Origin of the sequence: Bradyrhizobium sp. 138, from assembly GCF_023074075.1 — a bacterium.
In the GTDB taxonomy this organism is placed as follows: domain Bacteria; phylum Pseudomonadota; class Alphaproteobacteria; order Rhizobiales; family Xanthobacteraceae; genus Bradyrhizobium.
Genome location: NZ_JADPKT010000033.1, coordinates 377864 through 390727, shown reverse-complemented (window position 1 = coordinate 390727; position 12864 = coordinate 377864). Strand labels below are relative to the sequence as shown.

The window sequence follows — 12864 nt, the reverse complement described above, 5'->3', positions numbered from 1 at the left end:
ACAATATCTGCAGACGGGACTCTTGGATGGGAGGTCCACGTGCGTGATGACGGGCTTGAGCGCGCGATCGATGCCGCAGGCGGCATCGCTCAGCTTGCGCGCAAAATTGGCATCAGTCAGCCCTCCGTCTCGACCTGGAGCCGCGTGCCGGCACAACGGGTGGTTGCAGTCGAGTCCGCCACCGGTGTTCCTCGCAACGACCTGCGGCCCGATCTTTACGGCGAGCAGGCCGGCTCGGCCGAACTGGTCGATCCCATCGATGCGGCGCGCGCGCGCGAATACGCGCTGCTGGCTGCGCTGCTGTCTGCGCCTCCATCAAAACGAATGCTCGATCAGCTCGCTGCGTTGAGCTGTGACGCGACGCCGCTCGGGCGCGCGCATGCGGCGCTGGCCGACGCCGCCTCAAGTGCCGTCGCAGCGAAAGTCGAGCGGGAGTATTTCGATCTGTTCGTCGGACTCGGCCGCGGCGAATTGCTGCCCTATGCCTCCTATTATCTTACGGGCTTTCTCAACGAACGGCCGCTGTCGCGTCTGCGCGCCGACCTGACGAAGCTCGGCATCGAGCGGATTGCCAACAATTCCGAGCCCGAGGATCACGCCGCCATCCTGTGCGAGATCATGTCGGGCCTTGCCGACGGCTGCCTGGATGCTTCGACCGAGGCCCAGCGCGCCTTCTTCGACAAGCACCTGTCACCCTGGATGGGGCGGCTCTTCGCAGACATGGAGAGCGCCGGAAATGCGCGCTTCTATCGGGCGGTCGGGGCGCTCGGCCGCACCTTCATCGAGATCGAGACGGAAGCATTCACATTTGCCAATTGATCGACGCGCGTCGGTCCGGGAGAGATGCGATGAGTGACGAGACGAAAGCAAAGGTCGGACGCCGCGACTTCCTGCGCCAGGTCGGCATCGGCACGGTCGGCGCCGGCGCTGCGCTTGCGACGCCGTTGGTCGGGTCGGCGCAAGCGGACAGCGAAAACAACGATGAGAAGCGCAAGGCGCGTTACAAGGAATCCGATCACGTGAAGGCGTTCTACCGCGTCAACCGTTATCCGGCCTGAGAGGGAGGCTGCCCGTGCTTATCAAGCGAACACACCAGCATTCCGATCGCCGAGGTTCCGTCGCCGAATCCCTTGCGGGCCAGGCCGGCGGTCTCGACCGCCGCAGCTTCCTGCGCAAGTCCGGCCTGGCCGGCGGCGCGCTTGCTGCGCTTGGCACCATGCCGCTCGGCAGCGTGCGTAAGGCGGAAGCAGCTCAGGCCGGTCCGCTCACCGCAGGCGCGACCGTCCGCAAGAGCATCTGCACGCATTGCTCGGTTGGCTGTACGGTGACGGCCGAGGTCTTGAACGGCGTATGGATCGGCCAGGAGCCCAGCTGGGATTCGCCGATCAATCGAGGCTCGCATTGCGCCAAGGGTGCTTCGGTGCGCGAACTCGTGCACAGTGAGCGGCGGCTGCGCTATCCGATGAAGCTTGTGGGCGGGCAGTGGACACGCGTGTCCTGGGAGACCGCGATCAACGAGATTGGAGACAAGCTTCAAGCCGTGCGCGAGAAGTCGGGCCCTGATTCCGTCTATTGGCTCGGCTCGGCCAAGATGACCAACGAAGGCGCCTACCTGTTCCGCAAGCTCGGTGCGTTCTGGGGAACCAACAACACCGATCACCAGGCCCGCATCTGCCATTCGACTACCGTCACCGGCGTCGCCAATACCTGGGGCTACGGCGCGATGACCAACAGCTACAATGATATCCGCAATGCGAAGACACAGGTCGTCCTGGGCGGCAATCCGGCCGAAGCGCATCCGGTATCGCTGCAACATCTACTTGAGGGCAAGGAGCTGCAAAAGGCCAACTTTGTCGTCATCGACCCGCGCCTGACGCGCACGGCCGCGCATGCAACCGAATATGTGCGGATGCGGCCGGGCACCGACATCCCCATACTCTACGGCATGATGTGGCACATCCTCCAGAACGGCTGGGAGGACAAGGAGTTCATCCGGCAGCGCGTCTACGGTTTCGACGACATCAAGAAGGAGGTTGAGAAGTGGCCTCCGGAAGAAGTCGAGCGCGTCACCGGTATTCCCGGCGAGCAGCTCAAGCGCGTCGCCAAGATGTTCGCCACCGAGAAGCCGGCAACCCTCATCTGGGCCATGGGCCAGACCCAAAAGACCGTCGGCACCGCCAATGTGCGCGCCAGTTGCATCCTGCTGCTGATGACCGGCAATGTCGGCGGAGCGGGCATGGGAGCGAACATTTTCCGTGGCCACGACAACGTGCAGGGTGCGACCGATGTCGGGCTCGATATCGTCACGCTGCCGTTCTACTACGGCCTCGCCGAAGGCGCCTGGAAGCATTGGTCGCGAGTCTGGGAGGTCGATTATGACTTCCTGAAATCCCGCTTCGACTCCAAGCAGATCATGGAAACCCCGGGCATTCCGCTGACCCGCTGGTTCGAGGCGGTGACGCTGCCCAAGGATCAGGTCGCGCAGAAAGACAATGTGAAGGCGGTGTTCGTGCAGGGACACGCCTCCAACAGCATCACCCGCATTCCTGAGTCCCTCAATGGTCTGAAGGCGCTCGAGCTGCTCGTCATTGCCGACCCGCATCCGACGACCTGGGCCTCGCTCGCCGTCGAGGCGGGCCGCAAGGATGGCGTCTACATTCTGCCGGTCGCCACGCAATTCGAATGCAAGGGGTCGCGCGTCGCCTCCAACCGCTCGCTGCAATGGGGCGAGCAGATCGTGAAGCCAATCTTTGAATCGAAGGATGATCTCGAGGTCATCTACCTGATGGCGAAGAAGCTCGGTTTCGCCGACCAGATGTTCAAGAAAATCAAGGTCGAGAACAATCTTCCTGAAGCGGAAGATGTACTGCGCGAGATGAACCGCGGCAGCTGGTCGACCGGCTATTGCGGACAATCGCCCGAGCGCCTCAAGGCTCACATGAAGAACCAGGCCAAGTTCGACATGCTGAGCATGCGGGCACCGAAGGACGATCCCGAGGTCGGCGGCGACTATTACGGTCTGCCCTGGCCATGCTGGGGAGCACCGGAGGTCAAGCATCCCGGCACGCCGCTGCTCTACAACACCAATCTGCACGTGATGGACGGCGGCGGCACGTTCCGGCCGCGGTTCGGCATCGAGCGCGAGGAGAAGCTGCCGGACGGCACGACGCGCAAGGTGAGCCTGCTCGCGGATGGCTCGTACTCGCTGGGGTCGGGCATCCAGGACGGCTATCCGGAATTCACGCTCGCGAGTTTGAAGAAGCTCGGCTGGGACACCGAGCTCACCGAAGCCGAAATGGCCGTGATCAATAAGGTCAATCCGGCGACTCCGGACGCGGTGTCGTGGGCGCTCGACCTGTCGGGCGGCATCCAGCGTGTCGCGCTGGCGCATGGCTGCGTTCCCTACGGCAACGGCAAGGCGCGCATGAATGCCTTCGGCTTGCCCGACCCGATCCCTGTTCACCGCGAGCCGATCTACACGCCGCGCGTCGACCTCGTCGCCAAATATCCGACGCTGCCCGACGCCAAGCAGTTCCGGATGCCGAATATCGGGTTTTCCGTGCAGAAGGCGGCGGTGGAGAGGGGTATTGCAAAACAGTTCCCGCTCATCCTGTCGTCCGGCCGGCTGGTCGAATATGAGGGCGGCGGCGAGGAGACCCGAACCAACCCGTGGCTCGCCGAATTGCAGCAGGACATGTTCATCGAGATCAATCCTGCCGATGCCGCCGAGCGCGGTGTCAAGGACGGTGGCTGGGTTTGGGTCACCGGTGCCGAGAACAATTCCAGGGCGAAGATGAAGGCGCTCGTCACCGAACGCGTCGGCAAGGGAGTTGCCTGGATGCCCTTCCACTTCGGTGGCTGGCTTGGGGGCAAAGATCTCCGCGGCAACTACCCGAAGGGCACCGACCCGATCGTGCTCGGTGAAAGCGCCAACACGATCACCACCTACGGATACGACCCCGCGACGAACATGCAGGAGACCAAGGTCACTCTCTGCCAGATTGCGGCGGCATAGGAGCAACGACGATGGCACGTATGAAATTTCTCTGCGACGCTGATCGCTGCATCGAGTGCAACGCCTGCGTCACCGCCTGCAAGAACGAGCATGAGGTGCCCTGGGGCATCAACCGGCGCCGCGTCGTCACCATCAACGACGGCAAGCCTGGCGAGCGCTCGATCTCGATGGCCTGTATGCATTGTACCGACGCGCCCTGTGCGGCCGTGTGTCCGGTGAACTGCTTCTACACCACCGCGGATGCCGTGGTGCTGCATTCCAAGGATCTTTGCATCGGTTGCGGCTATTGCTTCTACGCCTGTCCGTTCGGTGCGCCGCAATACCCGAAGGTCGGGAATTTCGGCTCTCGCGGCAAGATGGACAAGTGCACCTATTGCGCCGGCGGCCCGGAGGCCGATGGCAGCAAGGAGGAATACGAGAAATACGGCGCGAACCGGCTGGCCGAAGGCAAGCTGCCGCTCTGCGCCGAAATGTGCTCGACCAAGTCGTTGCTTGCGGGCGACGGCGAGATCATTGCGCAGATCTACAAGGAGCGCGTCATGAAGCGCGGCTACGGCTCGGGCGCATGGGGCTGGAAGACCGCCTATCGCGAGACAATCGAGTCCTGACGTGGGCAGCCGAGGGCGCGCAAGACCGGGGAGGACGTGATGGCGTCGTTTGGAAGGTTCATTCGTCTGGCGCTGGGCGCCTGGGCGCTGCTTGTTTTGGTAACGGTGGCCCCCGCAAGTGCGCAACAGGTGAATCCGACTGCAAGCGCGGTCAAGGAGCAGCAGCTTCTGCAAGAGCTCAACCGGGTCCAGGGGCGCGTCAGCATTCCGGATCAGCGCTCCGGCGTTCTCGAGCAGCCGCAGGGACGGGAGTGGCGGGACTTCCGCAATGTAACGCTGCCTTGGATCGGCGGCATCGCGATCCTCGGCATGATCGCAGGTATCGTGATCTTTTATCTCACCGTCGGGATGGTGCGTCTCGAGGCCGGACGGTCGGGCCGCACCATCGTGCGGTTCAACGCATTTGAGCGGTTCGTGCACTGGCTGACCGCAACCTGCTTCATCGTCCTGGCCATTTCCGGGCTCAACATCACGTTCGGTCGGCCGTTGCTGCTGCCCTTGATGGGCTTGGAGGCTTTCTCGGAATGGTCGCAATGGGGAAAGTACGCCCACAACTATCTGAGCTTCCCGTTCACCCTCGGCGTCGTCCTGATCTTCCTGATGTGGATCGGCGGCAACATCCCGAACAAGGTGGATGTCGAATGGGCGAAGCGCGGCGGCGGGATGATCGGGCATGATCATCCGCCGGCCTATCGCTTCAATGGCGGCCAGAAGATGATCTACTGGATCGTCGTGATCGGTGGTGGGCTCGTCGCGGCGAGCGGCTATGCGCTGATGTTCCCGTTCTACGGCACGGGAATCCAGGGCATGCAAATGGCCCAGATCGTCCACTCGATCGTCGCGGTCCTGTTCGTCGCGGCGATGATCGGGCACATCTATATCGGCACCATCGGGATGGAAGGTGCCTTCGAGGCCATGGGCTCGGGCGAAGTCGACGTCAACTGGGCCCGCGAGCACCACAGCCTCTGGCTCGACGAGCAGAAGGCGCGAACGGGACCGAACGACGGACAACCGCAGCCCGCAACCGCGGCGGCGGAGTAATTTGCGCAGCCTGAAAGCGGGCAGCCGGCTCTATGGGGCCGGCTCTTTGCCGAACAGGACGGAACGATCCTGGATGTCCTGTTCGGGGAGCCGGGCCGTTTGACCTGTCTGCATGCTTTGGATGGACGCCATGCCGCTCTGACCGGAACGGAACAGGGCATGCGATTTGAGCACAGTGCTGGCCGCACCGGCCAGAATCAGGGCCGCGGTAAGCGAGAGCACGAGGCGTTTCATGCGCATCTCCGTCTGCCATGTCCACCCGGCACGACTGATAGACCTACATTGTCTGGCGCGATGTGAGCCACTTCACAGGCAGCGGTTCCAATTGCATCGACCCTCCCAGCGGGGCGGGATGAAGCGACGCAACTAGACCAGTGTCTCGCGACGGCAGGCTTTACGTTCGCAGCACTGCCTCAATCTGTTGCGCTGCTCCAAGGAGCGTGCGGTCTTGTCCGCGCGCGGCGATGATCTGAAGGCCGAAGGGCAATCCGCTCCGATCCGTTCCGCACGGAATCGAAATCGCCGGCAGGTGGGCATGATTGACAAAGGGCGTGAACATCGCGTGGGCGCGCGCGCTCGCAGCTTCTCCGCCGATCGTGTCCGGGCCGAGCTGCGTCAATGGCCACGCGACGCAGGGGACGGTTGGCGTCAGCAGCAGGTCGATCTCGCCGAAGAGCGCCGCAAATGCCCTGGCGATGGCAGCGCTTGCGAGCAGCGCCCCAGCGACTTCTGCGCCCGACCACGACAGTCCCCGCTCGATCTGGCCCGCGATATCAGGATCGAACAGGCTTGGATCCTGGCGGAAGACATCGCCATAGAGGGCGGCGAGACCTGCATGTTGAAGCGGCATGATGGCCTGTTCGGTCGCATCCGGAGGCCAGGCGGGATCACATTGGGCGATCCGTAGCCCAGCCGCCGCGAGACGCTCGACGGCCAATGAGAAGCCGTCGGCGACGGCCCGATCAACGGCGGCATCAAGTCCAAGGCGCGGCGAGAAAGCGATGCGCAAGCCCGAGAGCTCGCCGCTATCGCGAGCGATCGTTGCGGAATCCGGGTCGCGCGGATCGCCGCCGACCATGGCTTCGAATGCCAGCGCGATATCGGCCACATCAGACGCGATCGGCGCGATGACGGAGAGGCCGAAGAACGGTTCGGCGAAGCCGGGCCCATAAGGAATTGCGCCATAGGATGGCTTGAACCCGGCGACACCGACATGGGCGGGCGGCCTGCGGCTGGAGCCGCCAGCATCGGTGCCGATCGCGAGCGGTACGAGGCCGGCTGCGACCGCGACAGCCGGACCGCCGGACGAGCCGCCCGGTGTCAGCGCGGGATTGAGAGGATGCCGCGTCGGACCATAGAGCGGTGAGGTGGTGACGCCCTTGCAGGCGAACTCGGACGTCGCTCCGATGCCGACGATGACGGCACCGGCCCGACGCAGCCGCTCGATCGCGATTGCATCCTGCGGCGCGACGAAATCGGCGAACAGGCGCGAGCCCTGCGTCACGCGCCAGCCAGCGGCCCAGATGTTGTCCTTGACGACGACGGGGACGCCGGCGAGCGGCATCGTCTCGCCGGCGCGCAGGCGCTCGTCGACAGCCATAGCGTCGGCAAGCGTGCGCGTGGGATCGATGGTCACGACGGCGTTCAGCGCCTTGGCGGCCTCGATGCGCGCGAGCGCGGCCATGGCGGCCTCGACCGCGCTTGTCCGCCCGGCGGTGACGTCGGCTGCAATGTCGCGCGCGCTATTGACCGGCTTGGTCATGGCCTCCCCAGATCAGCGCCAATGTCCCGCAGAGCGCAAGGCACGCCAAGGCGAAGAAGGCCGCGCCGAGGCCGGCCGCGCCGTCGAGGATCGAAACCAGCACCGGTGCGGCCAGCAGGCCCATATAGGAGGCGGTCAGTACCGCACCCGTGGTCTCGCCGATCCGGTCCTGCGGGGCGAGGCGGGCGATCTCGGCGATGAAGACGCCGTTCCAGCCCGAGGCCGTCAGGCCGAACAGTGCCGCGACCGCAAACTGCCAGGTACGGCCGAGCGATGCGCCGTCGAGGCCGAGCAACGCGGCGCAGAACGCCATGCCGAGGCCGATCACGACGAGAACGCCGCGTGAGGCGTCGAGCCGCATCGCGACATAGCCCCAACCCAGACGGCCGACCAGGCCGCCGGCCTGCGCGCAGGCGAGCGCCATGCCGGCCTCGATATGGCTGAGGCCGAGCTCGCGGGTGCCGAGCGTGACGAATACGGTGTTCAGCGAGACCTGCATGGCACTGAATGGCATCGAGGCCAGTGCCAGCATCGCGATGCGCGGGTCCGCGGTGACGAGCGCCAGCCGTGCACGGAGATCCAGCTTTGGGGGTGGGACGAGCTTGCCGGCGTAGGCCGGCCGCAGCCGCTCGAACAGCAGGATCGCCAGCAGCGCCAAGGCAGCAACGGCCGCATAGCACCAGGCCGGCCCGAATGCGATGGCGATCGCGGGCAGGGCGAGCGAGCCGCAGACCGCGCCGATCTGGTTGCCAGTCTGGCGCACCGAGAACACGAAGGCGCGCCGCTCGGCGGTTACGAGCCGTGCCAGCAGCGCCGCGCTCGCCGGCGTCTCGGGCCCCATGGCAAGGCCGAGGCAGAGGCCTGCGGCCAGCAAGGCAGCGCTCGAGCCGAGCGAAGCCAGCGCCATGCCAACGACGATCGCCGCCGCGCACAGGCTCGCGATCCGCAGTGAGCCGACCCGGGCGATCAAGCTGCCGCCCCAGAACGAGGCGGGAATGCCGACGACAAACACCGCGCAGGAAAACAACGAGAGCTGCCAGACCTCGATATGGGCGCGGGGCGCAACCACGCCCGGCGCGAACAAGGCCAGAGCCACCAGCGCCTGGAGCGAGGTCATCGCGCCGAGTGCCGGCAGCAGCGGGGGTGCTGGCCGAAGGTACGTGTTTGCGCCTACCATGGCGCTGCGTTCACGGGAGCAACATTGTGGCAGGCGGTATTTCCATTCATGCGGTTGATGTGGCGAGCGGGCGGCCTGCGCAGGGGCTGCGCGTCGAGATCTGGCGGATCGATCCGGAGCGGCTGCGCATCGCCGACGGACGGCTCGGCGCCAACGGCGTGCTCGATCATTCGGTCGCGCAAGGCGCGGGTGTGACGGCGGGCGAGTACGAAGTTTTGTTTCATCTCGGTGAATTTTTTGGCGACAGCGACGGCTTCCTGACCGTGACGCCGTTCCGCTTCCGCATCAAGAACGTTAACGAGCATTTTCATCTGCCGCTGAAATTCACCCGCTGGGGCTATTCGCTGTTCCGAGGCGCCTGATCAGCTCGTCAGCCGCCGCGACAGGCCGGTGACGCGCTCCATCACCGCAACCAGCGCGACGGTCGCGATGATCAGCACGCCCGACAGTGCGGCGATGGTCACGTCGAGCTTGCCCTCGAGGTCCTGCCACATCCGGATCGGCAGCATGTCGGTCGCGGCATCGCGCAGGAACAGTGACACCGGGACGTTGTCGAAGGACGACATGAAGGCGATGAAGGCGCCCGCGATGATGCCCGGCCGGATCAGCGGCAATACGATGCGATAGAACGTGTAGAGCCGGCTCGCGCCCAGCACCGCCGAGCTTTCGAGCAGGGTCGGCTCCAGCTGCGCCAGCGCAGCAACCGTGTTGCGCACGACATAGGGCACGCAGACCACGGTGTGGCCGATTACCAGCGTCAGCGGGGACACCGGCAGGCCGACCAGCGAGAACAGCATCAGGGCCGCAAGGCCGAAGGCCAGCGCCGGCAGCACCAGCGGCGACATGAAGAGGGAATCGAGCAGCCGCGCCGACAGCGTCCGCGATCGTGAGATCGCGAGCGCCGCGGCGACGCCGAGCACGACCGACAGGCCAGTTGCCCATAGCGCCACGATCAGGCTGTTCTTGGCGGCGAAATGCAGCTGCCAGGCATTCCACAGCTCGACATACCAGCGCATCGAATAGCCCGGCGGCGGGAAGCGCAGCGAGAAGCCGCTGGTGAAGGAGACGATCAGCACCACGAGTGAGGGTGCGATGATGATGATCAGCGCGATGATCGCGACCAGCGTCATGACCAGCTCGAAGCTGAACGCTTCGAGAGTTCGCTTGCGTCCGCTCATCATGCGCCCCCATAACCGCGCGAGAGGCGGCCGAGCGTGGTGAAAACGGAGACGACCGCGAGCACGGCGAGCAGGAAGATGATCGAGATCGCGGCCGCGAACGGCCAGTTCTGCAGGGTCGAGGCCTGCTGGTAGAGATACATCGGCATGAACAGCATCTGCCCGCCACCGACCAGCGACTGGGTGATGAAGGCGGTGATCGCGGCGGCGTAGGTCAGCGTGCAGCCGGCGATCACGCCCGGCAGCGACAGCGGCAGCACGACGCGGAAGAAAGTGCGCCAACTTCCGGCGCCGAGCGAGCAGGAGGCGTCGTCGAGATTGGGATCGATGCGGCCGAGCGCGGTGATCAGCGGCAACGTCATCAGCGGCATTTGGACCTGAGCGAGCGCGATCACCACGCCGAACTGGGTGTAGAGCAGCTTCAATGGGGTATCGATGATGCCCAGGGATTGCAGCGTCGCGTTGATGATGCCCTGGCGCCCGAGGATGACGATCCAGGCGAAGGTGCGGACGACCACGCTGGTCAAGAGCGGCAGCAGCACGATCAGGATGATGATGGTCTGAAGTTTTGGCGCGACCCGCTGGTAGAGCCAGGCGATGGGAAAGCCGAGCACGAGGCAGACCGCCGTCACCTCGGCACCGAGCAGCAGCGTCGAGCCGAGCACGCCGAGGCTGAAGGGATCAGTGAGGAAGTGCAGGTACTGGCCGAGCCCCCAATGGAGCCCGGCCGTGTCGTTGTGCAGCGAGAGCCAGAGCAATTGCAGCAGCGGCGCGACGAAGAAGGCCAGGAAGAACAGCGCCAGCGGCGCTGCCAATCCCAGTCCATAGGACGTCACGTCCCGTGATGCCGGTGCTGCGCCCATCGCCGAGCCTTAGATCTTGATCTCGCGGTTGAAGCGCTCGATCCAGGCCGAGCGCTGCTCGTTGATCTTTTTCCAGTCCTGGAACACGAATTTCTGCTTCAGCTCGGCTGTGTCCTTGGCGAGCACGCGCGCGATCTCGCCGCCCATCGTCACCTTGGAATTGGTCGGCACGATCAGATAGGGCGGGTTCATCAACGTGGTCTGCACCTCCGGCGTCAGCGCAGCCTCGATCAGCTTGAAGGCGAGCTCGCGGTTCGGCGAGTTCTTGACGATGTGGATCGTGGTCTTGAAGGCGATGGCGCCTTCCTTCGGCGCCACGAACTCGACCGGCACGCCGCGCGCTTTGAGGATCTGGATGGCGTTGAAATTGCCGGGCGAGATGTCGATCTGGCCCTGCTGGAACAGGGTGGCGAGTGCGCCGGGATTGGCGGCAACGGCCGCGAGATTGGGCTTGAGTTCCTCCAGCGCCTTGAAGCCGGGATCGACATTGGCTTCCGAGCCGCCGCGCATCTTGGCGATCTCCACCAGCCATCCGGTGCCGAGCGTCGAGTTGAGGTTGGTGATGCCGACGCGACCCTTGAACTCGGGTTTCCAGAGATCGGCCCAGGACGTCGGCGGTGTCTTGACGGCTTCCGGATTGTAGGTGAGGCCGACGACCTGGAAGAACGGGGCAGGGCCCATCGGCTCCTGCGCCTCGGCGATCAGATCCTTGTAATAGGCGCTCTTCTCGACCGGATAGGGCTCGACCAGATCCTGGCCCATCGCGACGAGAGCCGGGCCCGGATCGTGCAGCATGACGTCGATCGGCGGATTGGCCTTGGCGGCGTTCACCTTCGCGATCTGGTCGACCGAGAGCATGGGATCGAGCACCATTGCGGCATCGGCGTTGGCTTTCCGGAAGGCCGGCACCAGCACGGCCTTGTGCGCTTCCTCCCAGCTGCCGGTGAAGGTCGCGAACACCAGCGGGCGGGCCTGCGCAAAACTCAGCCCGGGAAACGCCTTCATGGCGCCGAGTGTGAGTGCGGTCGTCATCAGGCTGCGGCGGTTGAGGATCATGTCGAACTCCGTTGTGGACAATGACTGGAACTAAAGCGTTGCAGGAAAGGCGTTGGCGAGCGACGGGGCGAGCGGCGCGAGGCGCACCGCAGCGCCACTCTCCAATGCGCGCGTCTCGCCGATGCGCGCCTGGGAGACTTTCACGCCGGAGCCGTCGGCGGTGGTGACCTCGTGCACGACGGTGGCACCTAACGGCAACGACATGCCGACCACGCCGGCAAAGCCGGTCCCGTCGCCGACGAATTGCAGATGTTCGGGACGGATGCAGACGGTGACACGGCCGCCTTCGCTGAGTGCACCGCCGGCGGGCCGTGCGATGATCTCCGCGCCGGCATCGAGGCGAACCCTTGCCGCCGTGCGATCCGCCGAAACGACAACGCCGGGCATGCGGTTGGTAGAACCGACGAAGGTGTTCACGAACAGCGTCTGCGGGCGATCGTAGACGTCCGACGGCGAGCCGAATTGCTCGAGCTTGCCGTGGCTCAGCACGGCGACGCGGTCGGCCATCGAGAGTGCCTCTTCCTGATCGTGCGTCACGATCAGCGTGGTGATGCCGGAGACGCGCTGCAGCCGCTTGACCTCGATCTGCATGTCCAGCCGCAAATTCTTGTCGAGCGCGGCAAATGGCTCGTCGAGCAGCAGGATCGACGGCTTGATCGCCAGCGCGCGGGCTAGCGCCACGCGCTGCTGCTGGCCGCCGGACAGCTGCCGCGGCAGCCGCTCGGCCATGGTCGGGAGTTGCACCAGTTCGAGCAGGCGCTGGGCCTCGCGCTGGCGCGTGGCCTTGTCGATGCCGCGGGCGGCGAGGCCGTAGCCAACGTTCTCGCTGATCGACAAATGCGGGAACAGCGCGTAGTTCTGGAACACGATGCCGACGGCGCGGCGGTTCGACGGCAGCGCGTCGACGATGTCGTCGCCGATGATGATGCGCCCCTGCGTCTGCGCGATGAAGCCGGCGATGATGCGCAGGAGCGTGGTCTTGCCGCAGCCGGACGGACCCAGCAAGGCGATGATCTCGCCGCCCTTGATGTCGAGATTGATGTTCTCGACCGCGAGCGCGCCGCTTGGATAGCGATGGGTGACCGCGTCGACGACGAGCGAACGTCCGCCTTGCGTTTCAGCCATGGTGTTGCCTCCGGTTCGCTCGAGGAAGAAAGCAAGTCT

At 65.0% G+C, this 12864-nt stretch carries 13 protein-coding genes; 6 read left to right on the top strand and 7 right to left on the bottom strand.

What is annotated here, in order from left to right:
- Positions 1-39 precede the first annotated feature (39 nt).
- The 5 genes from IVA79_RS17060 to IVA79_RS17040 are packed head-to-tail and all read left to right on the top strand — an operon-like array spanning position 40 to position 5664.
- A complete protein-coding gene (locus IVA79_RS17060; RefSeq protein WP_247554657.1) occupies positions 40-819 on the top strand; it encodes a molecular chaperone TorD family protein in 780 nt (259 codons plus the stop codon).
- Positions 820-848: 29 nt separating this feature from the next.
- The gene (locus IVA79_RS17055; RefSeq protein WP_247554655.1) at positions 849-1058 is read left to right on the top strand and encodes a twin-arginine translocation signal domain-containing protein; all 210 of its coding nucleotides are present in this window, start codon (positions 849-851) and stop codon (positions 1056-1058) included.
- A 14-nt stretch (positions 1059-1072) separates the two neighbouring features.
- Complete coding sequence (locus tag IVA79_RS17050) at positions 1073-4015, top strand: formate dehydrogenase subunit alpha (RefSeq protein ID WP_247554653.1); 2943 nt, start codon at positions 1073-1075, stop codon at positions 4013-4015.
- A gap of 11 nt (positions 4016-4026) precedes the next feature.
- The gene (fdh3B, locus tag IVA79_RS17045) at positions 4027-4623 is read left to right on the top strand and encodes a formate dehydrogenase FDH3 subunit beta (protein WP_027571966.1); all 597 of its coding nucleotides are present in this window, start codon (positions 4027-4029) and stop codon (positions 4621-4623) included.
- A 39-nt stretch (positions 4624-4662) separates the two neighbouring features.
- Positions 4663-5664 carry a formate dehydrogenase subunit gamma gene (locus IVA79_RS17040; RefSeq protein ID WP_247554651.1) on the top strand — a complete coding sequence of 334 codons (1002 nt, stop codon included), beginning with the start codon at positions 4663-4665 and terminating at the stop codon, positions 5662-5664.
- 30 nt (positions 5665-5694) lie between these two features.
- Here the strand turns inward: IVA79_RS17040 and IVA79_RS17035 are convergent, their stop codons facing one another.
- From IVA79_RS17035 to IVA79_RS17025, 3 genes are all read right to left on the bottom strand, one after another.
- The gene (locus tag IVA79_RS17035) at positions 5695-5898 is read right to left on the bottom strand and encodes a hypothetical protein (RefSeq protein WP_247554649.1); all 204 of its coding nucleotides are present in this window, start codon (positions 5896-5898) and stop codon (positions 5695-5697) included.
- Positions 5899-6058: 160 nt separating this feature from the next.
- A complete protein-coding gene (locus tag IVA79_RS17030; RefSeq protein ID WP_247554647.1) occupies positions 6059-7426 on the bottom strand; it encodes an amidase in 1368 nt (455 codons plus the stop codon).
- On the bottom strand, positions 7407-8603 hold the full coding sequence (locus IVA79_RS17025; RefSeq protein WP_247554645.1) for an MFS transporter: 1197 nt from the start codon (positions 8601-8603) through the stop codon (positions 7407-7409). The genes IVA79_RS17030 and IVA79_RS17025 overlap by 20 nt, the downstream gene beginning before the upstream one ends.
- A 26-nt stretch (positions 8604-8629) precedes the next feature.
- Here IVA79_RS17025 and IVA79_RS17020 point away from each other — a divergent pair, with 26 nt between their 5' ends.
- On the top strand, positions 8630-8965 hold the full coding sequence (locus IVA79_RS17020; RefSeq protein ID WP_247554643.1) for a hydroxyisourate hydrolase: 336 nt from the start codon (positions 8630-8632) through the stop codon (positions 8963-8965).
- On the opposite strand, the gene IVA79_RS17015 is transcribed toward IVA79_RS17020, so the two are convergent.
- From IVA79_RS17015 to IVA79_RS17000, 4 genes are read right to left on the bottom strand one after another with little or no spacing between them, the layout of a single operon-like run.
- Positions 8966-9781, bottom strand: coding sequence for an ABC transporter permease (locus IVA79_RS17015; RefSeq protein ID WP_247554761.1), 816 nt, complete (start codon positions 9779-9781; stop codon positions 8966-8968). It lies immediately after the preceding gene.
- The gene (locus tag IVA79_RS17010; RefSeq protein WP_247554641.1) at positions 9781-10644 is read right to left on the bottom strand and encodes an ABC transporter permease; all 864 of its coding nucleotides are present in this window, start codon (positions 10642-10644) and stop codon (positions 9781-9783) included. The genes IVA79_RS17015 and IVA79_RS17010 overlap by 1 nt, the downstream gene beginning before the upstream one ends.
- A gap of 9 nt (positions 10645-10653) precedes the next feature.
- Complete coding sequence (locus IVA79_RS17005; RefSeq protein WP_247554638.1) at positions 10654-11700, bottom strand: ABC transporter substrate-binding protein; 1047 nt, start codon at positions 11698-11700, stop codon at positions 10654-10656.
- A 30-nt stretch (positions 11701-11730) separates the two neighbouring features.
- Positions 11731-12825 (bottom strand): ABC transporter ATP-binding protein, encoded by a 1095-nt coding sequence (locus IVA79_RS17000; protein ID WP_247554637.1) that lies wholly within the window; start codon positions 12823-12825, stop codon positions 11731-11733.
- Between the last annotated feature and the right edge of the window lie 39 nt (positions 12826-12864).

Coding starts and splice junctions, on each gene's coding strand:
- IVA79_RS17055 (WP_247554655.1), top strand. CDS start 849: ATGAGTGACGAGACGAAAGCAAAGGTCGGACGCCGCGACTTCCTGCGC.
- fdh3B (WP_027571966.1), top strand. CDS start 4,027: ATGGCACGTATGAAATTTCTCTGCGACGCTGATCGCTGCATCGAGTGC.
- IVA79_RS17040 (WP_247554651.1), top strand. CDS start 4,663: ATGGCGTCGTTTGGAAGGTTCATTCGTCTGGCGCTGGGCGCCTGGGCG.
- IVA79_RS17035 (WP_247554649.1), bottom strand. CDS start 5,898: ATGAAACGCCTCGTGCTCTCGCTTACCGCGGCCCTGATTCTGGCCGGT.
- IVA79_RS17030 (WP_247554647.1), bottom strand. CDS start 7,426: ATGACCAAGCCGGTCAATAGCGCGCGCGACATTGCAGCCGACGTCACC.
- IVA79_RS17025 (WP_247554645.1), bottom strand. CDS start 8,603: ATGGTAGGCGCAAACACGTACCTTCGGCCAGCACCCCCGCTGCTGCCG.
- IVA79_RS17015 (WP_247554761.1), bottom strand. CDS start 9,781: ATGAGCGGACGCAAGCGAACTCTCGAAGCGTTCAGCTTCGAGCTGGTC.
- IVA79_RS17010 (WP_247554641.1), bottom strand. CDS start 10,644: ATGGGCGCAGCACCGGCATCACGGGACGTGACGTCCTATGGACTGGGA.
- IVA79_RS17005 (WP_247554638.1), bottom strand. CDS start 11,700: ATGATCCTCAACCGCCGCAGCCTGATGACGACCGCACTCACACTCGGC.
- IVA79_RS17000 (WP_247554637.1), bottom strand. CDS start 12,825: ATGGCTGAAACGCAAGGCGGACGTTCGCTCGTCGTCGACGCGGTCACC.